19 protein-coding genes are annotated in these 21278 nt (G+C 52.7%); 9 read left to right on the forward strand and 10 right to left on the reverse strand.

Annotation, left to right across the window (positions count from 1 at the left end; translation table 11 throughout):
* Nucleotides 1-9: 9 nt before the first annotated feature.
* The 7 genes from betB to MRBBS_RS14685 form a co-directional block, all read right to left on the reverse strand.
* Nucleotides 10-1479, reverse strand: a complete 1470-nt coding sequence (betB, locus tag MRBBS_RS14655) for a betaine-aldehyde dehydrogenase (protein ID WP_014872345.1) — start codon at nucleotides 1477-1479, stop codon at nucleotides 10-12.
* A 14-nt stretch (nucleotides 1480-1493) separates the two neighbouring features.
* Entirely contained in the window at nucleotides 1494-2147 is a 654-nt protein-coding gene (gene betI / locus MRBBS_RS14660) for a transcriptional regulator BetI (RefSeq protein ID WP_014872346.1), read from the reverse strand.
* Between the two features lie 207 nt (nucleotides 2148-2354).
* Nucleotides 2355-2660: a hypothetical protein gene (locus MRBBS_RS14665; RefSeq protein WP_014872347.1), complete on the reverse strand. Its 306-nt coding sequence runs from the start codon at nucleotides 2658-2660 to the stop codon at nucleotides 2355-2357.
* Nucleotides 2661-2772: 112 nt separating this feature from the next.
* Nucleotides 2773-3810 (reverse strand): proline racemase family protein, encoded by a 1038-nt coding sequence (locus MRBBS_RS14670; protein ID WP_014872348.1) that lies wholly within the window; start codon nucleotides 3808-3810, stop codon nucleotides 2773-2775.
* Nucleotides 3810-4952 (reverse strand): zinc-binding dehydrogenase, encoded by a 1143-nt coding sequence (locus MRBBS_RS14675; RefSeq protein WP_014872349.1) that lies wholly within the window; start codon nucleotides 4950-4952, stop codon nucleotides 3810-3812. The genes MRBBS_RS14670 and MRBBS_RS14675 overlap by 1 nt, the downstream gene beginning before the upstream one ends.
* 67 nt (nucleotides 4953-5019) lie before the next feature.
* Nucleotides 5020-5463 (reverse strand): YHS domain-containing (seleno)protein, encoded by a 444-nt coding sequence (locus MRBBS_RS14680; protein ID WP_014872350.1) that lies wholly within the window; start codon nucleotides 5461-5463, stop codon nucleotides 5020-5022.
* A gap of 191 nt (nucleotides 5464-5654) precedes the next feature.
* Nucleotides 5655-6038, reverse strand: coding sequence for a PAS domain-containing protein (locus MRBBS_RS14685; protein ID WP_014872351.1), 384 nt, complete (start codon nucleotides 6036-6038; stop codon nucleotides 5655-5657).
* A 598-nt stretch (nucleotides 6039-6636) separates the two neighbouring features.
* Between MRBBS_RS14685 and MRBBS_RS14690 the strand changes: the two genes are divergently transcribed.
* From MRBBS_RS14690 to MRBBS_RS14710, 5 genes are all read left to right on the forward strand, one after another.
* The gene (locus MRBBS_RS14690) at nucleotides 6637-7566 is read left to right on the forward strand and encodes an ABC transporter substrate-binding protein (protein WP_014872353.1); all 930 of its coding nucleotides are present in this window, start codon (nucleotides 6637-6639) and stop codon (nucleotides 7564-7566) included.
* A gap of 203 nt (nucleotides 7567-7769) precedes the next feature.
* Nucleotides 7770-8822 carry a quaternary amine ABC transporter ATP-binding protein gene (locus MRBBS_RS14695; RefSeq protein WP_014872354.1) on the forward strand — a complete coding sequence of 351 codons (1053 nt, stop codon included), beginning with the start codon at nucleotides 7770-7772 and terminating at the stop codon, nucleotides 8820-8822.
* Between the two features lie 17 nt (nucleotides 8823-8839).
* Nucleotides 8840-10900 carry an ABC transporter permease gene (locus tag MRBBS_RS14700; RefSeq protein WP_014872355.1) on the forward strand — a complete coding sequence of 687 codons (2061 nt, stop codon included), beginning with the start codon at nucleotides 8840-8842 and terminating at the stop codon, nucleotides 10898-10900.
* 314 nt (nucleotides 10901-11214) lie between these two features.
* On the forward strand, nucleotides 11215-12825 hold the full coding sequence (locus tag MRBBS_RS14705; protein WP_014872356.1) for a putative bifunctional diguanylate cyclase/phosphodiesterase: 1611 nt from the start codon (nucleotides 11215-11217) through the stop codon (nucleotides 12823-12825).
* Nucleotides 12826-13036: 211 nt separating this feature from the next.
* Nucleotides 13037-13342 carry a hypothetical protein gene (locus MRBBS_RS14710; RefSeq protein WP_014872357.1) on the forward strand — a complete coding sequence of 102 codons (306 nt, stop codon included), beginning with the start codon at nucleotides 13037-13039 and terminating at the stop codon, nucleotides 13340-13342.
* Nucleotides 13343-13409: 67 nt separating this feature from the next.
* On the opposite strand, the gene MRBBS_RS14715 is transcribed toward MRBBS_RS14710, so the two are convergent.
* The gene (locus tag MRBBS_RS14715; protein WP_014872358.1) at nucleotides 13410-14624 is read right to left on the reverse strand and encodes a serine hydrolase domain-containing protein; all 1215 of its coding nucleotides are present in this window, start codon (nucleotides 14622-14624) and stop codon (nucleotides 13410-13412) included.
* 113 nt (nucleotides 14625-14737) lie between these two features.
* The gene (locus tag MRBBS_RS14720) at nucleotides 14738-15808 is read right to left on the reverse strand and encodes a mechanosensitive ion channel family protein (RefSeq protein WP_014872359.1); all 1071 of its coding nucleotides are present in this window, start codon (nucleotides 15806-15808) and stop codon (nucleotides 14738-14740) included.
* 147 nt (nucleotides 15809-15955) lie between these two features.
* On the opposite strand from MRBBS_RS14720, the gene MRBBS_RS14725 reads away from it, so the two are divergent.
* Complete coding sequence (locus MRBBS_RS14725) at nucleotides 15956-17389, forward strand: aldehyde dehydrogenase family protein (protein WP_014872360.1); 1434 nt, start codon at nucleotides 15956-15958, stop codon at nucleotides 17387-17389.
* Here the strand turns inward: MRBBS_RS14725 and MRBBS_RS14730 are convergent, their stop codons facing one another.
* Complete coding sequence (locus MRBBS_RS14730) at nucleotides 17390-17701, reverse strand: antibiotic biosynthesis monooxygenase family protein (protein WP_014872361.1); 312 nt, start codon at nucleotides 17699-17701, stop codon at nucleotides 17390-17392. It abuts the gene before it with no gap.
* A 213-nt stretch (nucleotides 17702-17914) separates the two neighbouring features.
* Here MRBBS_RS14730 and MRBBS_RS14735 point away from each other — a divergent pair, with 213 nt between their 5' ends.
* The 3 genes from MRBBS_RS14735 (at nucleotide 17915) to MRBBS_RS14745 (ending at nucleotide 21270) form a co-directional block, all read left to right on the forward strand.
* Nucleotides 17915-18115, forward strand: a complete 201-nt coding sequence (locus MRBBS_RS14735) for a PLDc N-terminal domain-containing protein (protein WP_014872362.1) — start codon at nucleotides 17915-17917, stop codon at nucleotides 18113-18115.
* 79 nt (nucleotides 18116-18194) lie between these two features.
* The gene (locus MRBBS_RS14740) at nucleotides 18195-20480 is read left to right on the forward strand and encodes an FdhF/YdeP family oxidoreductase (protein WP_014872363.1); all 2286 of its coding nucleotides are present in this window, start codon (nucleotides 18195-18197) and stop codon (nucleotides 20478-20480) included.
* 121 nt (nucleotides 20481-20601) lie between these two features.
* Nucleotides 20602-21270, forward strand: a complete 669-nt coding sequence (locus MRBBS_RS14745; RefSeq protein WP_014872364.1) for a glutathione S-transferase family protein — start codon at nucleotides 20602-20604, stop codon at nucleotides 21268-21270.
* The last annotated feature ends 8 nt before the right edge of the window (nucleotides 21271-21278 follow it).

Genomic DNA, 21278 nt, shown 5'->3' on the forward strand with positions numbered 1-21278 from the left:
TCTCCGAAATTAAAATGGTGCGTCGATGTCTTCCATACCTACATACACAGCTTTGAGCTGGGTGTAGTGAGAGATCGTCTCGCGGCCATTTTCGCGGCCAATACCAGAGAGTTTGTAGCCGCCCACGGGCATTTCAGCCGGCGAAGCTCCGTAGCTGTTAATCCAGCAAATACCTGCCTGCAGCCGATGAACAACCCGATGAGCGCGGCGAATATCATTGGTAAACACGCCTGCCGCCAGTCCGGTTTCAGTCGAATTCGCGCGATCAATCACTTCATTTTCGGTGCTGAACGTAAGCACCGACATCACCGGTCCGAAAATTTCTTCCCGCACGATGGCCATATCGTCAGTGCAGTCAGTGAAGATGGTCGGTTCAACAAAGTAGCCGCCCTTGGAATCTTCCGGCTCAAACGCGTGACCTCCATGACGGAGCGTTGCGCCTTCTGCCACACCTTTAGCGATATAGCTCAATACCAGCTCGCGATGCTTTTCAGAAATAAGCGCGCCAAAGTTGGTTTGCGGATTCATCGGATCGCCCGGCAGGATGTTGTTACGAGTGCGCTCCAGCAAACGCTCCATGAATTTCGGGTAGATATCCTCATGCACGAACACTCGGGTGCCGTTGGTGCAGACTTCGCCTTGGGTATAAAAATTGCCCACCATGGCGGCCGAGATGGAATTCTCAAGATCAGCGTCGTCAAAAATGATGAGCGGGGATTTGCCACCCAGCTCCATGGTGACACTTTTCAACGTAGTCGCCGCAGCGGCCATGACCTTTTTGCCGGTGCCTACTTCGCCAGTAAACGACACTTTGGCGATTTCAGGATGGTGGGTGAGCCAGGAGCCGACTTCCGCCGCGCCCTGTACGACGTTAAACACACCGGCGGGAACACCTGCTTCAATATAAATCTCTGCCAGTTTGGTGGCGCCCATTGGGGTTTCTTCAGACGGTTTGAAGATCATCGCGTTGCCACACGCCAGTGCCGGAGCAGACTTCCAACAAGCGATCTGTAGCGGGTAGTTCCAAGCGCCGATACCGGCGCATATACCCAGCGGCTCTCGGCGGGTGTAATAGAAGTCACCACCAAGATCCTGTTGGTTACCCTCGATCGACGGCGCCAAGCCAGCAAAAAACTCAAGAGAATCGGCACCGGTTGCGATGTCGACCGCTTGCGCTTCCTGCAAGGGTTTGCCGGTATCCCAAACCTCAATGGCGGCCAGCTCATCGTTACGTTCACGCAGTAATGCGACGGCTTTTAGAAGAATGCGGCTGCGCTGCACGGCGGGCATGGCAGCCCACTCTGTAAATCCAACCCGGGCGCTCTCAATGGCGGCCTGCTGCACAGATTCGTCCGCTATTTCTACTTCGTAGATCACTTTGCCCGTGGCCGGATTGACCACTGGAAACACCTCACCGGTATTGTTGGCAAAGAAGCGACCGTGAATGAAGTTCTGTAAACGAGGTATTGGATGGGACATAAAAACTTACAACCTTAACGTGAATAATGGATTGTTCTCTCTGGCGGTTGTTCTCTCTGAGTGACGCTAACGGATGTTGTCTGGGGCTGGACCAGCGTGTCCTGTACAAAGCGCTTACAGAGCCGCTTGCCCGCTTCGAAACTTTCCTGTGGGTCCAGACTCAACGCGCTGCGCAGCCAGAAGCCGTCTATCATCGCAGCCGTTTGCCTCGCCGCCTCAGTCGCTGCCGTAGGCTCCATCACTTGAGCGAAGGCGTAACGCAGGTTGGTATACAGACGCGCATTGTTGATCTGCTGCAAACGCTGCAGCCCGGGCTCATGCATGGACCGCGCCCAGAAACTCAACCAGGTTTTTGCCGCCAGTTCTGAGCGCTGGAAATTGGAAAAGTTGGCATCAACGATGCTGTTAAGACGCTGTTCCGGCGACCCGTCGGTCTTCTCCATACTTTCAAGAAGCTCTTTTCCGAGCTGATCCAGTAAATATCGAAGCGCCGCTTCAATCAGACCCTGCTTACCACCGAAATAGTGGCTGATGATGCCCGACGACATTCCCGCGCGTTTGCTGATGCTGATAATGGTGGTCTTCTGCATCCCCAGCTCGGCAATCGACTCCATCGTTGCTTGAATAAGCTGCTGTTTTCGGGTGTCTTTTACTCCAACTTTTGCCATGATTATCCGATGTTTTGTCGTTCTTAAATCATTAATTGAACGTTCAATTAGTTTTAAGGCTACAGAAACTAAGTGGTAGCTGCAACCTGCAGGAGTACAAGAAATAACCGATCTAAGTCTGGTAAGGCGGTGGACGAGGATCAAAAAGATACCCCCTACCACCAGGGCGAGCATGTCACTTACGAAGAAGAAATGCAGCCTCCCCAGCTAATAGTCTCGCCGGATGAATGATCGGTCTTGCCATTGAATCTGATCCCGAGGGCAGTTCAGGCTCTCTACCTTTTTTTCTTTAAGCCAAACTGTCTGCCCTTGATAATCATGTGCTTTCCAGTTTTCTGTCACTTTAATACAAAAGCCGGGGCGGTCAGGAAGAGACTTGATAACCGTTTTTGGATACCCCTCCGGCTTTTCGCCAATGACAGCGGAGTCCACGTCATTTACGTTAATGACACCTCGTTGCGATGAACAACCACCGAGAAAAGCAGCAAGAGCAATAGTGATGATTTTTTTCAATGTTCTTCCTCTTCATCGCCAGCACATCGACTACTGCTCCGCGTAGTCTGCGGAACAATGCCCCAACGTTAATTGGCCATGTCAATCTTGGTCACAGTGGGCCTTTAGCGCCTTATTGTTGACCGGATAAAATGTGGTGCAAGCTGCCACACTCCACCATGGGATCGTCACAGTTGACGACAATATCGGAACGGGCAATCACATAACTCTTGCCGGTAATCTGGTTCTTAACCATCTGGACTTCGCCGCTCTGCTCCACTGCACTGAACTCGCCGATGAAGCTGGTTTCCCGCAAAGAAACCGTTTCCAGCCGGTCACCGGGTTTGATGCTGCCTTCGTAATTCATCAAGGCCAGCCGCGCCGACGTCCCGGTACCGGTGGTGCTGCGGCAGATAACGCCGGGATGCACATAAGTAGCTGAACGGGAACGGTAATAGCCTTCACCCACAGGTTCCACTGGCCCCATGAAGTGGAGGAACGGCAAGGGCCCCACATCGCCTAACGTGTGATGGGAGAAACGTCGTTCCGCCTGCACCGCCTCAACAATGGCATGAGCCGCTTCGGCAAGCCTGCGCTCTTCGTCCAGCGTCAGGTCAAACCCCAGCTCTTTCGCATCTACCAGCGCATAGAAACCGCCACTGTAAGCAACGCTGTAGGTCACCCTCCCCAAACTCGGCACCTCAACGGTAGCCCTGTAGGTGTGAATGTAGCTGGGCAGACCTTCACAGGTGATGGATTCCACCACCCCGTCGCGCACCGTTGCGTCTATTTGCACCAGCCCGGCTGGCGATTCCAGTAGAAACTGTTGCCTGCCTTCCTGCTTGGGCACAATGCCCGCTTCCAGAACAGCGGTGGCGGTGCAGATGGTGTTGGAACCGGAGTAAATCGGATAACCCATTACCTCCATGATGATGTACCCGGCCGCTGCGCGTGGATCTGTCGGCGGCACCAGCAGGTCTACCGACATCTCGGGAATACCGTAGGGCTCTTCCAGTAACAACCGGCGCAAGCCATCGGCATGGTCCCGCAGGTATTCCATCTGGGCGCGCACGGTGTCCCCCGGCAGCGGATCAATACCGCCGGTGACAATCCGGCTGACATCGCCACCGGCATGGGTATCCATCAACTGAATGGTCAGTTCCGGTTTCATCACACATTCCCCAGGGTGAAAGGCTTGCCATGCTCGTTCCACTGCGCGTCGGGAACAATCACGATCTTGCCGAGGTAATTGCTGCCCCGATTCTCAAAATAAACCTCGGCGTGATGCAGATCCGACAGTTTGAACGCGCCGTGAAGCACCGGCTTCAATTGCCCGCCTCGAATCCAGGCCATAAGCTGATCGGCTTCCTCACGGGTACCGTGAGACACCCCAAAAATCTGTACCTGATAAAGGTAAATACGAGTCCAGAGAATCTCGCTGATGTTGCCACCACTGGCACCGGCAATGCTCAACCTCGGATAGGTACTGCGAGCATTCATATCAAAGATCATGGTGTCGATGAACGTGTCAGTCATCTCTCCACCCACCAGATCCATCACCGCGTCAAACGGTTTGCCGCCCGTTACCGCCTTTACCCGGTCAACAAAGCTGCTCATATCAGAGCGGTCCAATACGGCCTCAGCCCCAAGCTTAAGTAACGCATCGGCCTTGTCGTCTTTACTCAGAGCATAGGGGATAGCGCCCACAATGCGGCACAACTGGATCAGCGCGGTACCCACGCCGCCACTGGCACCGGTAACCAGTACCCGCTCGCCTGCCTGAATATTGGCGGAGGTAACCATGTGGTAGGCGGTCTGATACGAGCACATACCCATGGCGGCCAGTTCGGCATCAGCCAGTTCCGGGTTGGGAATGTGATGAAATTGGTCCGAGGGCAGTGCGACATACTCTGCATAGCCACCGTCTGCACCGTGGCCGAAGTAATCAGGGGTCAGGTTGATGTCCCTGCGGGCATCGGCGTAGATGTTAAAATCCAGTAACCCACGCTCGCCCAGGCAGCTTTCACTAACGCCCTCACCCACCGCCACCACGCGACCCGCTATGTCGGCGCCCTGAATGCGGGGAAAAATCAACGTCGGCTTGCCACCCATCTGGAAAGACGTCATCTCTCCCTTTTTGGTGGGATAAAGCCCTTCGCGAGCTTTACGGTCGGTGTTGTTCTTGGCGGTTGCCGTCACCTGCACCAGCACCTGCCCAGGCGCCGGATGCGGTGTCGGTACGCTCTGGTATTTGAGCTTGTCGATCCCACCGTGACCGGTAAGAACCATCGCTTTCATAGTATTAGGAATCATAGGCGAACCCTCCGTGTCAGATTACAAATTGTACCTGAAATAGACTTGGTCCGGTTTGTAGTGACTCTTATTCCAGCACCCTGGGCCAATTTGCGTTGGCCTTGAGAATAAAACCTTCCGGGTCTGCAAGCCATTGGTCGTGCACTGATTTGTTGACGTTCAGATACAACCGCTCGTTTCTGATAGCCCAATGCTGCGGGTCGCCCTTGGCCAGATAGCCTTGGCTTACAGCCCAGGCACAATAACCTCCGTAGGAAGGCGCGTAGCGTTGTGGATCGTTTTTGAATCTGGCAAGATTTTCAGGGTTCGCGAAGCGCCAGGTGGCGCCGTTGTACTCGGTTGCGTGCCCGGCAGAGCCCTTGGCTGGCTGCCCTGACTCAAAGTAGCTTACGCTATCGTAGCCACCTAAAGCGGTGTTGCTCCGCAAGCCGGTGTAAACGAGTGGTTCAGTCGCCAGCGCGCTGCTGGTGAAAAGCAGAATTATGGTCATCAGAGAGAAGTGCCCGGTCATGTCATTTTTCCTTCAAATGGAGGGGATAATGACTAGACACTATTGAACAAATTTTGTTACCAAAGGCTTTGAATATTTTGCTTCAAGCTGCATGCCAAACACAAGAACCATGCGCAGCTAGCCGTTGCGGCAGTCACGTCAAGCCAGCGTACTGGCCTGACACGTTCTGCTCAGAGATGCGTTTCTAAATCTTAACCAACCGCTCTCTGTACCGCCACATAATGCGTGACCTTAGCCCCATCCATCACCGGAGATACCTTCCATTCAATATTGAAAGGAGTACCGTCTTTGCGATAATTAACAGTGCTACCGTGGAAGGTCCGATTGTTCTTCAAATCATCAGACAAACGATCTGTCTCGGCTTTATCGGTTTTCGGCCCCTGCAGCAGACCAGGCGTTTTGCCCAGCACTTCTTCAGCCGAATAGCCCGTCAGGTCGGTGAAGGCCTGGTTGACATAAATGATCACTGAATTCTTATGATCATCAGTCACGTCCGTTACCATCACCGACTCGAAAGCCAGACCTGCAACAGACTGAAAAAGTGGGGATTGCAGTAATTCTTTGGAATGATTCATACATTTCCTTTCGTATTACAAAACTGATCCGAGTTTCAAGGACCTTGGATTAGTATACGCACAACAGCCAGTGCTGTATCAACTCCAGCAGCACGATAGGCGGGGGCACATTTATTTTTCAGAACTGGCTTTAACCGGTTTTCCTCAAGCGAAAAAACGCTCGCAGCCAGGATGTGTTAGCCTAAGGGTTCTGGTATACGAGTTATCAAGTAGTTTTCTGCTTGACCAGTTCGAGCGCTCTCTTCCGGCGTATTCTCGAGATCTCGCGTTTCATCGGCGGCCTGCCCGCCCTCGGCCCTCTGTTTCACCGACAGATAAAGCCTGCTCAAAGACAGATACAGCCTTCATAGAATTGCGCCATTAATACATTCGACCTTGGCGCGCACTACCTAAAAACCGAAGTCGTTATGGCTTTTAGAAGTACCTTTTTGGGCGCTGGATTAATGACGTGCTTTTAAAGAAAGCTCGCGATGCAGTCATTGTCGTCTATTTTTTTGCCCAGTATAATTTTGCGCCAAAAACAAGACAGGACTTTGCCTATAATCAAAGAAAGTACGAAATAATCCATTATGGATAACAATACTTTTCGGAGATGTGTATGAAATTTTTAAATAAACTTGCGACTGCCGCTGCAGTTAGCTCACTGGTGCTTGGCGCGACTGTAGTCCAAGCAGATTCAAAAGAGCCTATTGTAATTGCCACCCATAACTGGACCAGCCAAATTACGATGGCTTACGTTATTGGCGGTATTTTTGAAAGCATTGGCGATAACGTTTCTTACGTACCTGCTGATAGCCAAGCGGTTTATGAATCTGTTCGTAACGGCGACGTTACTATTGCCCATGAAGTCTGGCAGTCTACTTTTGGAAAATCTTTTAACAATGCTTTAGACGCCGGCGGTATTATTGATGTAGGCACGCACGCCTCTGCGACTCAAGAAGAGTGGTGGTACCCTGCGTATGTAGGCGATTTATGCCCGGGCCTACCCTCTTGGGAAGCACTGAACGATTGCGCCGAACTGTTTGCAACGCCAGGCAGCGGTGGCAAAGGCCGTTATCTTGACGGCCCTATGGATTGGCATGGCCAAGAAACCCTAGACCGCATTGAAGCACTTGATATGAACTTTACCGCCAAGTTTGCCGGATCATCCGGTGCACTTTGGGCTGAGCTAGAGTCTGCAGCAAAAGACAACCGCGCCGTAGTGGTTTTTAACTGGTCACCTAACTTCACCGATGCCGGTGACGGTGGCAGCTTCGTTGAATTTCCCGCGTATACGGCAGGCTGCAAAAAGTCAGACGGCGGTGATGGCAAGTGTGGTTCGCCCCCGGCCGGTTGGTTAAAGAAAGCCGCTTATTATCAAATGCCCGCAAAATGGCCAACTGCTTATAAGATCTTTAACAACGTATCCTTTACCAAAAGCGATATTGGCAACATGGCAGCATTGGTAGACATCGATGGCATGTCCCACGAAGCAGCCGCCGCTAAATGGCTGGCTGATAACGAAGCAACTTGGAAAGCCTGGTTGTAAGCTTAATACGCTAACCTGAGTGCGCTGCATTCAGGTTAGCTATTATATTCAGAATCTCTATTTTTTATTCTGTTTTTTCAGTAACAGCAGAGCCATTGACGCGGTGCAACAATAATCTATTGCGCTTGTTCGTCCGATATATCCACTGAACTATCGCCAGCAACCTTATCTCTTAGCACCACTTTTTATACGGGAATTTGATTATGTCAACGTCAGCTCAGCCGGTCATCAAGTGCGAGTCTGTCTATAAAATTTTTGGCGATAACGCTGTAAAAATTCTGGAAAAATCCGGCGGAAAAGTAGATACAGCAGCATTACTTAAAGCAGGATGTGTTATTGGTGTTAACAACGCTTCTTTTGAAGTACACAAAGGTGAGATGCTCGTTATTATGGGCCTGTCAGGTTCTGGCAAATCCACACTTTTACGCTGCATTTCACGCCTGATAGCCACAACTGCGGGCGGTATTTTTATTGATGGTGAAGACCTGCTTGCGATGAATGCAAAGGAACTCATCAACATCCGGCGTAATAAAATGGGCATGGTATTCCAAAGTTTTGCCCTTCTGCCTCACAAAACCGTTCTCGAAAACATTGCCCTACCATTACAGGCAAAAGGCATAAGCACTCGCGACAGCATGGCCCGTGCGATGGACATGGTGAACCTGGTAGAGCTCACAGGTTGCGAAAACGACTTTCCACGCCAACTCTCTGGTGGTCAACAACAACGGGTTGGCATTGCCCGTTCATTGGCCGTAGAACCTGAAATCTGGTTCCTCGATGAGCCCTTCTCAGCTCTGGACCCACTGATCCGCAGGGAAATGCAGGACGAATTCCTGCGTTTACAAAGTGTGTTGCACAAAACCATCTTATTCGTTACCCACGATTTTGATGAGGCGCTTCGCCTTGCCGACCGCATTGCCATTATGAAAGACGGCGTTATCGAACAAATTGACACCCCGGCCAACATCGTGCTGAAACCAGCCACGGAATACGTCGCCAAGTTCACCCGTGGCGTGCCGCGCGAGCGCGTACTTTCATGCAAAACCATCATGGAAGAATACGACGCCACCGCCAAGATGAGCGACGTCACTGTCTCTGCCAACGCCATTATCGAAACCGTAGCCGGATCCGTGCTGACCGAGCAACACCCAGTGGCTGTAACTGATGCCGAGGGCAATATTGTTGGCGCGTTAAACCGCAACATTATGATAGACGTCTTGTTTGGTGAAACTAACAGCATGCCAGTTAATAACTAAGTTATGAGCAAAGCCTAATGCAATATTTTACCGAACATAAATGGATGCAGTTTGTCGCCTTATTGGTGGTGTTCTTTGCCCTTGTTATGGCTATCGACCCAGCCACAGGCGGTAACCTGTGGCGCCTGCAGGAAACCCAATTCTGGTTGCTGCCGGACGCTGTTAACGACGGCCTTAAATTCCTCATCAATGATTTTTGGGTGGTCGAGACTTACGATGCCGAGCTGGGCATCACCGAACAGTCAACCATGATGAAAGAGTTTACCCGCGACTTGTCTGGCGTGGTTCTGTTCAGCATCAACCTGATTCGTGAGCTTCTGTTAGGGGGCGTTAAAACGGTTGTGGCTTTTACCAGCTGGGATTTTATCAGCGCCAACGAGTGGGCTCGAATTCCGGCACTGCCATGGCCCGCTGTTGCTGCGGGTGCCTTTTTAACAGGGCAGTATCTTGGTGGCCGCAATCTGTCACTTCTAGCCGGCATCAGCACCATTTACATTGCTGTGTTTGGTCAGTGGACACCCGCCATGCAAACCTTATCGTTTGTGTTGGTGGCCGTGCCCTTATCGGTTTTCCTGGGATTAACCTTGGGCATCATCGCCTTCAGGAACAAAATCTTCGAATCCATCCTGGCGCCACTGTTGAACGTGGCGCAAACCATGCCCCACTTCTCGTACCTGATCCCGGTGGTGGTGTTCTTCGGCATTGGTGACCACGCCGGTGCTATTTCAACGGTTATCTTTGCCACCCCTCCAATGATTCGCCTCACCATTCTGGGCCTTAAAAAGGTCTCTCCAGAAGTGGTGGAAGCCGGCATGATGAGTGGCTGCAATGCACGCCAGCTTATGTTTAAAGTGTTGATCCCTACCGCACGCCATGACATTTTGATCGGTGTAAATCAGGTCATCATGCAGTGTTTGGCCATGGCCGTTATCGCATCGTTTATCGGGGCAAAGGGTCTAGGCTACGACTTACTCGTGTCTTTGAATATGCTCAAGATAGGCCAGGCCCTCGAACTTGGTATATCCATTGTCTTGATTGCAGTGGTTCTGGACAGGTTATCTCTGGCTTGGGCAAAAAAGCAGGTGGATTACTTTGCTGACGTACCGTTTCACTTGCGTCACAAGTATTCACTCGCCTTCGTGGGAATTCTGATTCTCACCTCTGTTATTGCCTATGTCGCATCCATGGTTTTCCCAGACAAAGCCAATTACTTCTACTTTATTCACGAGTCACAAGGACTTACTACCGAAAAGTTCTGGGATTCCATTGTTGACTGGATTATCACCAATACCTACGACAGCGTGCAAAGCTTCAACTTCTTCATGATTACCTGGATTTTGATGCCCATGAAAGAGGCTTATCTAGCGATGCCCGTCGCGGCAACTCTGTTCCTGGTTGCAGGCACGGGTTACATCGTTGGCGGCCTTCGCTCTGCTATCACTGCAACGGCTTTTATTGCCTTTATTGCACTAACCCCTTGGTGGGACCGCGCTCTAATTACGGCCTACATGGCCACTTTTGCCGTCATCATTTCCGTTATTATTGGTTGTAGTGTTGGCATTTTGTGCTCGCGAAGCCCCAGGGCAACGAAGTTCATATTGCTGGTGTGTGACACCTTTCAGACGTTTCCGTCGTTCGTTTACTTAATCCCGGTCATTATGTTGTTTGGTGTGAGTGATTTATCGGTGCTTATTGCGGTGATTGTGTACGCCACCATTCCTGCCACACGTTACACCGTGGAAGGGTTGAGTAACGTGCCGAAAAGCTTGCAAGAGGCCGGGTCTATGTCAGGGGTTAACCGCACGCAGCGCTTACTGAAAATTGAACTGCCCCTGGCGTTCCCGCACATCATGCTAGGCATCAACCAAACCGTCATATTCTCATTGTTTATGATTATCATCGGCGCCTTTATCGGTACCGACGACTTAGGCCAGCTCATCATGCAGTCTTTGTCTGAAGCCAACGGCATGGGCCAAGGCATAGTGCTCGGCTTATGCGTTGCCTTTATTGGCCTGGCCGTAGATCACTTGATTCATACCTGGGCAGAACAGCGTAAGAAAGTGCTGGGGCTTAGTTAACCGATAAACCGGGGAGTCGGAAAGAAGCAAAACGAAACCTGAAATTGTCGATAAAACTTGCCCAATGACCGCAAGTCCTGGTGAATAAGTCCTAACGGCCGAAGCCTGATGTAAGAATCGGGCCTAATCAGTTTCGGCGACTGAGCCAGCGCTCATCATCGCGGCAGAATACGTAATTAGTGCGGGTTTCAAAAAAATTGTTACAGTTAAACCGAGAGTAAATATGTCGATTTAGCGACGTTTACACAATCGCGGGGATGAGTGTCATACTGCTCGCAAGTACGCGCTGGTGCCGCAGATAAGGAATCGGATACATGGTGAATGGCACATGGAATTGGGATCCGCACAGCTTCCTCGATGATTTTCCAGTCGAAGATACCCCTGGTATAAAGCTTTTGCTTAACGGTGCTGGCGTTCTTGTGGCCGGCGGTGGCGAAAGTATCGACAAGATTCTTAATACAGATCAACATTCGCTCGGGGAATACATCGACACTTTATTCCCCGAAACGGCGGGAAACCGGGGACTACGAGAGGCCCACTCCAAGGCTATGGGAGGCGACCTACAGAACTGTCGCCAGCGAGTTGGTGGTATGGATGTAGCCTGGGAACTCATTCCTGTGGATACAAAAAGAGGCCAGGAAGTGCTCGCGTTGGCCATTGTACTGACCGACAACCAACCTCTGGAGGATAATCCTCACGAACTCCAGAAGATGGACCCTACCACGGGCATTCCAACCCGGCGGGTGCTCATGGCACAAGCTGAAGAAGCATTCAACCGCCATCCCGACACTCAATGGGCCGTCTTTCGGCTTAAAATCGAAGGCTTCAGGCGCATTAATCAGGCCTTGGGCCAGGATCTGGGTGATCACGCGCTCCATCAGGCTGTCGGGCGTATCGTGCGATCACTAGCCGAGGATGAGTACGTTGGCCGGGTAGCCGGCAACGAGTTTATTCTGCTCATTCAGCATAAAAGTGACGACCATACCATTGAGCGTATTCAGGCCATAAACCTGTTGTTTGATGAACCACTGAAAGTTGGTCTGCTTCAGTTCATGCTTCGCGTAAATGTGGGCATTGCCCGCTCTCCTCAGGACGGCTCAACTGCAAAGGATCTGGAACGGCGGGCCACCATCGCCCTTGAACGGACCCGGCGTTCCGGCCTCAACCACTTTTTTTTCAGCTTGGCTCTCGAGGACCGCGTATTAGCCCACAGCTGGGTACCGGCTGAAGCCCAACGCGCTCTTCGTGAATCTGAATTTCAACTCTATTACCAGCCTGTGGTTGACACACGTACCGGGGAAACGGTTTCTATGGAGGCCCTGATCCGCTGGCAACACCCGTGGCGGGGACTGATCCTGCCCGGGCACTTTATTCCAGTGATTGAAGAAATGCAGCTTATCGTTAATCTCGATCTTTGGGTCCTTGAGCGTGCGTGTTATGAAGCGATGTCCATGGGCAAGCCGGTAGCGGTCAACATTACAGCCAATACCATTACGGCCCCGGACTTTTTGAAACGACTGGATCGAGCCCTGACCCAGAGCAAGCTGCCACCAAACTGGTTGACCCTGGAGATCACAGAGAGGGTATTCAGTTCACCGAAGCTGGTGCTGGAGCCTTTAAAGGCAGTACACGAACGCGGGGTTCAGATTGCTGCCGACGACTTCGGTGTGGGCTATTCGTCGTTGTCTTACCTTTGGCAGTATCCGCTGGATAAGCTTAAGCTCGATGGTTCTTTTGTCCGCGCGGCGGTGCTGGATCAGCGTGCCCAGGATCTGGTAACCGGTCTTGTACCACTCATAGATACCCTTGGGATGACGCTGATTGCGGAATGCGTTGAGACGGAAGAGGACCGGGCCTGGCTGCACGAAGCAGGCGTGTTTTTCCAGCAGGGATACTACTTCGCACGTCCCGCTCCTTTCTCATAACTTGCAGAAAAGCTGGCGCGGCCAAGCTCTATGGTGAGTGCCAAGTCTGTTCTGGGAACCACCGACATGACGGCTGCGGCACTGGGCTCAAGATGGGATTAACGGGCGGTTTTTGAGGGCCTGATTTTGTCAGGCATGAACCAGTGTTAACGTCACCCCGTTCGGTCCCGTGTTAGCTTAGTGGTGTCGCAATTCTGGGAGTTAATAGATTATGAAGTCTATTCTGATGGTTGCCCTGTTGGGCGTAATGATTGGCGCCGCACCGGCAATGGCCAAGTCATCTCATAGCGATCAGCTACCACCAGGCCTGCAAAAGAAAGTCGAGCGTGGCCAGCCACTGCCGCCGGGCTGGCAGAAAAAGCTGAATTACCGGAAGGGTGATTATTTCGACCGGGAGCTGTTGCGCTTCGGCAATATCCGCGACGTCGATGGCAACCGTCAGCGGATAGAGATCGAGGATCGAGTCTATACAATTATCAAGGATACCCGAGAAATCATTGATATTCTCAACCAGTAACATCAAATAAGCCGGGAGAGATTTATTTTTCAATCCCGGACTCCCTGACGTTATAGAGCCCGGTGGGTCACACCAAAGCCCCATTCACAATGGCCCGCAACTCCTGCCGGATCGGATAAGACGACGAGGGGATCAGTTGCGTCATGAAAATCATGACCAGTTCCTCCACCGGATCGATAAAGAAGTTGGTGCTCGCCAGGCCCCCCCACCCGTACTCGCCAGCCGATCCGTTGGCCTGGGATTTGGTAACGTCTGTCTTAACCGAGAAACCTAAGCCAAAGCCGGTTCCGGCATAAGGCGTTTCGCTGAAGGCTCCAACCGCAAGGCCTGGCAGATCCTGATTATCCGGCAAGTGGTTGCGGCGCATGAATTCCAGAGTTTTTCGACCGATAATCCGCCGCCCCCTAAACTCTCCGCCCTGGCAAAGTGTCTGGGCAAAATGGAAATAATCGTCAATTGTGGAAACCAGCCCGCCGCCGCCAGACACAAACTTATTTTTGTGTCGGAAATGTGATGTTTCCGGATCGTCCTGCAGCTTGAGCTGGTCACCGGGCTCGTACTGATAGCAGGCGGCGAAGCGGTCGAGCTGATCATCACGAACCTGGAAACCGGTGTCTGGCATGTCCAGTGGGCCAAAGATATTGTCGCGCAGATACTCGTCTAAAGGCTGATCCGCCAGCAACTGCACCAAATACCCCAGCACATCCGTGCTGACGGAATAGTTCCAGGCCGTACCCGGTGAAAACTCAAGCGGTAGTTCCCCAAGTTGGTTCACCAGTGCTTCCAGCGTTAGGTTCCGGCTGCCATCAAGCCCTAACTCACGGTAGGCCGCGTCAACGTTGGTGCGGTTCATAAATCCGTAAGTCAGGCCCGACATGTGGGTGAACAGGTCGCGAATGGTCATGGTGCTGGTGGCCGGCGTAGTCAGAAAATTGGGATAAACACCGCTTTTATAAACCTGCAGGTTTTTCCACCCCGGAATGTACTTTTGCACCGGATCATCCAGCAAAAACCGCCCCTGTTCGTAAAGCTGCATCATGGCAATCGATGTGATCGGTTTGGTCATCGAGTAAATGCGGAAAACCGTATCCCGGCAGACAGGTTTGTTACGTTCCACATCCATCAGCCCCTGGGCTTTCACGTAGGCAATTTCCCCCCTCCGGGCTACCAGTGTCAACGCGCCAGGCAACTTTCCAGGCTGGATATAGCGACGATCAAGATGACGTTCAATGTTGCGAAGCTGGTCTGCTGAAAGGCCAGCAACCTGTTTGAATTCCGTCATAGTGAGAGCACCTTTTCGTGTGGTTTTTTAAATCGTTATGTGGCTTTGAAATCATTGCGTCACAATGAACCAAAGCCCCCCCTAAAACTCGCGAACAGCCGCAATGATACAATTTACTGATCAAGGGCAGCATCTGGATCATCCACCAGCCGCGCTCGAACCCTTGGCAAATATTCCGGATAGCTAGCCTGAACAAAGGTCACCAACCCCTCGCGCACCGCGCAACGTAAATCCCAAGCCTTGCTGGAATTCGAGGCACTCATCAGGAAGCGTATCTGTAACGCCCGCTCGTTCGATTCGGTCACCTGCACTGTCTCCGTTTTTCCGTCCCACAGGGAAGATTGCCTGAGCAGCCGCGCGAACTCTTCGCGCAAGGGCTGCACCGGCATGGCGTAATCGACTGAGAGAACAACCGTACCCATCAGGTCGGCACTATTGCGCGACCAGTTTTCAAACGGATTTTCGATAAACCACTGCAACGGCACGATCATCCGGCGCAAGTCCCAAACCCGCAACACCACGTAAGTCGCTGTCACTTCCTCGACCCAGCACCACTCATCCTGAACATGGAGCACATCGTCTATACGAAACGGCTGGGTCAGCGCAATCTGCACGCCCGCCAGCAGATTGCCCAGCACCGGGCGGGCCGCAAAACCCAAAACAATACCGCCAATGCCGGCGGAAGCCAGTAGGCTGCCACCAACATGGCGCACGCCGTCAAAGGTCATCAGGGCGCCCCCCAACCCTATAATCACAATCAGGACATTGAGGCCGCGAACCAAAAAACGGGTCTGTGTTTCAACTTTTCGGGCACGTTTCCATTGGTGCTCAAGTGCCGGGTTGAGTATAACAACCACATCCCCGATGGCCGAAGTGCAGCGCACCGCCGCCCAGGTCATCGACAAGATCAGCAACAGCGTGGCGAAATGCTGCAGCTCCGCCAGCATGGGAAGACCTTCAGGTGCGGTTTCCAGAACCCCATTCAGCACCAGCAAACATGAAAAGACACCCAGGGCGCGGGCGGCAGCGTCTAAAAAGATACGGGGAACGGCCTTGGAGCGGGTAACCCGACGTGTCACTCCCAACGCAACGCGGAAGGTGGCGTAGGTTGCTACCAGAGCCAGTAACGCAGATGCGCCCGGCAATAGCCACGCGGTTAGAGCGGCCTCGATTGACTCCAACATCCTGTACTCCCGCGACAATAATTCTGAAGTCGTCAAACTAGCGCATGCCGCGGGTGCTAGCAAAAAAAAAGTGCGAAAAGAGGTAATAGGAAAGTCAAAGTTCACGAGTCTGCTACCATGAGCCAACTTCCACACAAGAGCAGACGCATGATGGATACGACCAAGTTCTACATTAACGGAAAATGGGTAACGCCTGAGGGCACCCAAACCATAGACGTTATCAACCCTTCTGATGAAACCGGATTTGCCAAGATTACTCTGGGTTCTGAGGCTGATACGAATATGGCCGTCAGCGCCGCAAAAAGTGCGTTCCCGGCCTGGTCGATGTCGACCAGAGAACAACGTATTGACCTGCTAGAGCGCTTGCTGGAAACCTACAGCGCGCGTGCTGAAGAGATGGCACAAACCATCAGCAAAGAAATGGGAGCGCCCATCAATTTGGCAAGAACGGCCCAAGTGGGCGCCGGCGCTACGCATTTGAAAAACACCATTCGTGCGCTAAAAACCTTCAACTTTGAGCACGCCCTGGGTGACCACGCGCCAGAAAACAGAATCATGCACGAACCTGTAGGCGTTTGCGCTCTGATAACCCCCTGGAACTGGCCGATGAACCAAATAATGCTGAAAGTGCCGGCTGCGATTGCGGCTGGCTGCACAGTGGTTCTCAAGCCGTCAGAGATTTCACCCTTGTCGGCAATGCTGCTGGCAGAAATGATCGACAGTACGGGCTTTCCAGACGGCGTGTTCAACCTGGTTAACGGCGATGGCGAAGGCGTTGGCTCGCAACTTTCAAAGCACCCGGATATTGATCTGGTCAGCTTTACCGGTTCAACCCGTGCCGGCAAAGCCATCACCATTGCCGCAGCAGACACCGTGAAGCGAGTTGGCCTGGAACTGGGCGGCAAAGGCGCTAACATCATCTTTGCAGACGCCGATGAAAAAGCCATAACGCGTGGCGTGCGCCATTGCTTTGCGAACTCAGGCCAATCCTGCAACGCGCCCACACGGATGCTTGTCGAGAAGTCACTTTACAAGCAGGCTGTTGAAACCGCCGCATTGATTGCCAGTCAGACAGATGTTGGCCCCGCCGACGTAGACGGCCGCCAAATTGGGCCCGTGGTTTCTGAACAACAGTTCCAGAAAATTCAGGCACTGATCAAAAAAGGTATTGCAGAAGGCGCGACGCTGGTATCCGGTGGCGAAGGCCGGCCAGAAGGGCTGAACAAGGGCTATTTTGTAAGGCCAACCGTTTTCGCAGACGTCACGCGCGAAATGACCATCTGGAGCGAAGAAATTTTCGGCCCGGTTCTGGCCATCACAGCGTTTGAAACAGAAGAAGAAGCGGTGAAGATGGCAAACGATACCCACTATGGGCTGACCAACTACATCCAGACCTCCGATAAAGAAAAAGCCCACCGATTGGCGCGGCAATTGCGGTCGGGCATGATCGAAATTAACGGCAAATCCGGATCGTCAGGTTTCCCGTTCGGCGGCATGAAACAGTCGGGCAACGGCAGCCGGGAAGGCGGCGTGTGGGGGCTGGAAGAGTTTCTGGAAGTGAAATCCGTCACCGACTGGTAACTAGCCGGTCAGGTTAACCACCCACTCCGGATCTTCAAACTCACCAAGGGGCTGGATTTCACAGAAAGGCGCCGCACTGCGGATAATGTCAGCCACGTCGGGATTGTGCTGTGACTCCATCGCATCCCGGCTGGCTTTGCTGTCCCAGTGGGCAATGGCTATAAGCGTATCCGGCTCACCGATCTTGCGGTGCAATTCCGTTCCCAGCGCGCCCGGTGCGCGCTGAATCAACTCGCTTGCACGCATCCATGCATCCGCGTAATCCTCGGCGGTATAGCCCGCCCTGATATGCACTTCGAAGATGTATTTCATGCAAGCCCGTCCTTTCTGAAAACAGATCCGACATTCGCGTAGGTCGGTCAATCGTCACTTTCCTGCAAAAGAAAGTAGATTCTTCTGTCGGCCTTTGAGTCTAGCCCAAAACTCTCACAGAAAATCAATCTGTCCTGTTTTACACTCGGCTATGCGCCATTATTCGAGCTATGCTGCTTGTGGACATGCCCATCAATAGCCAAGGAGAATGACGTGGATAGCCTATTTAGTAGTGTAGGTAGTGCCTTCGGTGGTTTGCTGAGCCTGGTTTGGCTGGTCATCGTTATCTTGGTCATCGTTAAGATAGCAAAGAGCAGGGCAAGCACTGTCGCCAAAGTGATCTGGATTATCGTGCTGCTCGCGTTCCCCTTGATCGGCTTAATCATCTGGTTACTGTTCGGCCCCCGAGGGTAGTGATTGGGGCTAGGATTGGGAGCAAGATGCTACGAACCTGTTTGCGACTGAAAACGAACAAGCTTGAGCGGGGAAGCACATGAGCAATAAGGATGACATCGTCGCCGGTAAGGGACCGGCTGGTGGCTGGGGGTCGCTAAAAGGAATCGCTAGTATCTCTATTGAATCGTCGGCCTCACTTTCCGCGGCGGACACACTGCGCCGAATGAACAAGCCTGGTGGCCTTATGTGTCCTTCCTGCGCCTGGCCCAAACCCAAGAACTACAGCGCGTTTGAATTCTGCGAAAGCGGCGCAAAAGCGGTTATGTGGGAGTTAACAAAAGACCGCTGCACCCCCGAATTCTGGGAAACACATACGGTGCAACAGCTCCGTACCTGGACCGATCATGAGCTGGAGAAAACCGGCAGGCTAACCCACCCGATGCGTTATAACCCACAAAGCGACCGCTACGAAGAAGTGGACTGGGAATCGGCGTTCAAAGACATCGCGGATAACCTCAACGTACTCGATCCCGAAAGCGCCGTGTTCTATGCATCCGGTCATGCCGGGCTTGAGGCCGCCTATCTTTACGCACTGATGGCGCGACTGCACGGCAATAACAATCTGCCGCAAAGCTCGAACATGTGCCACGAGACTACCTCTGTTGGCCTTAGCAAGGTGATTGGTTCTCCCGTCGGCACCATCGTCTGGGAAGACCTGGAACAGGCAGATGCGTTTTTCTTCTTCGGCCAGAACCCCGGCACCAATAGCCCGCGCTTTCTTCACCCCCTGAAAGAGGCCAAAAAGCGCGGCGCTAAAATTGTCACCTTCAATCCGATTATCGAGCAGGGTTTGGTGGCGTTTGTGGACCCCCAGAGTGCGGTTGATATGACCACGGGGCGGCAGACCAAAATATCCGACCAGTATCACCAGTTAAACTCTGGCGGCGATGTGGCAGCCATCATGGGCATCTGCAAGCACGTCATCGAGGCAGACAAGGCCGCTCATCGCAATGGCGACAAACGTATCATCGATGTGACTTTCATTAAGGAACACACCCAGGGGTTCGACAGCTTCCTAGGCTCGGTTGAGGCCGCCGACTGGAACGATATCGAAGCCGGTAGCGGGCTGACCAAACAAGCACTGCAAAAAGCCGCCGACGTTTATATAAAGGCGGAACGTGTCATCGGCGTTTATGGCATGGGCCTCACCCAGCACACTCACGGTTCAGTCAATGTGGGCATGCTGGTTAATCTGCTAATGCTAAGAGGCAATATTGGCAGGCTTGGCGCGGGTGTTTGCCCGGTGCGCGGGCACTCCAACGTTCAGGGCCAGCGAACCGTTGGCATTGCGGAGAAGGCCGGCCTTATTCCCATGGACAAGCTGCGCGAGCTTTTTGACTTCAACCCGCCCCTCAAGGACGGTGTGAACATTGTCGAGATGGTCGAGGGTTTGATCGCCGGATCGGTCAAAGCGAGCATTTGCCTTGGTGGCAATCTGCTGCGCGCGGTGCCGGACCAGCAACGGATGGAACAGAGCTGGGCGCAGCAGAACCTGACGGTGATGATTTCCACCAAGCTTAATCGCAGTCATATTTTCCCAGGCAAATCAGCCTATATATTGCCCTGCCTGGGCCGTGCCGAAGTGGATGAACAGGCCAGCGGGCCGCAGGCCGTTTCCACGGAAGACAGCTTTTCGATGATCAGTGGTTCCACCGGCCACCGGTCACCCATATCAAAACACCTGAAAAGCGAGCTGGCGATCATCACCGGTATCGCCAAAGTTCTGCTGCCAGAGAACCCGAAGGTAAAATGGGAAGAGTGGACCGCAGACTATTCCCTGGTGCGGGAGCTGATCGAGCAAACATACCCCAACGACTTTGGCGATTTCAATGCAAGGATGTTCGAGCCCGGTGGTTTCTATCGCGGCATTGCTGCCCACGAACGAATCTGGAAGACGCCAGAGAAGAAAGCACTGTTCACCACGCCAGAGCGGCTGACATCGTTGGGATTCGACAAAAAACCTGGCCGTTACAGCTTGCTGACCATGCGTTCCAACGATCAGTTCAACACCACCATTTATGGCTATTCGGATCGTTTTCATGGCATTGAAGGAACGCGGGATGTGCTGCTGATGAACCCGGATGATATTAAACGTGCCGGGCTATCGGGTGGAGACCATGTCCAGATGATCACAGACTTGGACGATGGTGTGGATCGCCGCCTTGGCGGCCTGGTGCTAACGCCCTACCAGATTCCGGCAGGCACCGTGGCCTCTTACTACCCGGAGTGCAATGTTCTGGTGCCGGTCAGCCATCATGATCAGCTATCGAAAACGCCGGGGTCGAAATCTGTTCCGGTGCGGATTGAGCGGGAACGGGCGTAAATCAGCCCGCCCTGCGGCTTTCGCTAAAGCGACTCAAAGTCGCGATGGTGGTGAACCAAAAAGTCATTTCCAGCCTACCTTAATGATGTACTCTTTTTTTTGACGCGAACAGGATTTCAGCATGATTACAGTCCACCACCTCAATAACTCCCGCTCACAACGTATTCTCTGGATGTTGGAAGAGCTGGGAGTGCCCTACGAGATCCAGCACTACAAGCGTGATCCCAAATCCATGCTAGCGCCTGACAGCCTCAAAAAAATACACCCGCTGGGTAAATCACCGGTGATCACCGACGGCGACTTGGTTATCGCGGAGTCTGGCGCCATTATCGAATACCTTGCCCGCACCTATGGCAAAGGCACCATGCTGCCGAAGAGCGGCGGCCAGGCTTGGCTTGATTACACATACTGGCTGCATTACGCCGAAGGCTCTTTAATGCCGCCGCTGCTGATGCGCCTGGTGTTTGAAAAGGTAAAAACCAGCCCGATGCCGTTTTTTGTCAAGCCGGTGGCAAAAGGCATTGCGAATAAAACCAATGAGGTTTTCATCGGCCCGATGATCAAAATGCACCTGGACTTTGTTGAATCTCACCTAGCCAAGAACACCTGGTTTCTTGGGGATAACCTGAGCGCTGCGGATATTCAAATGAGCTTTCCGCTGGAAGCCTCAGTGGCCAGGAGCATTACCGGCAAGAACCGGCCTAGTATCATAGCCTGGGTGAAACGCGTGCACGCCAGACCGGCTTACCAAATCGCCCTTGAAAAAGGCGGGGAATACGATTTTGCCTGAGTAGACGG

The sequence above is a fragment of the Marinobacter sp. BSs20148 genome (assembly GCF_000283275.1).
GTDB lineage: Bacteria > Pseudomonadota > Gammaproteobacteria > Pseudomonadales > Oleiphilaceae > Marinobacter > Marinobacter psychrophilus.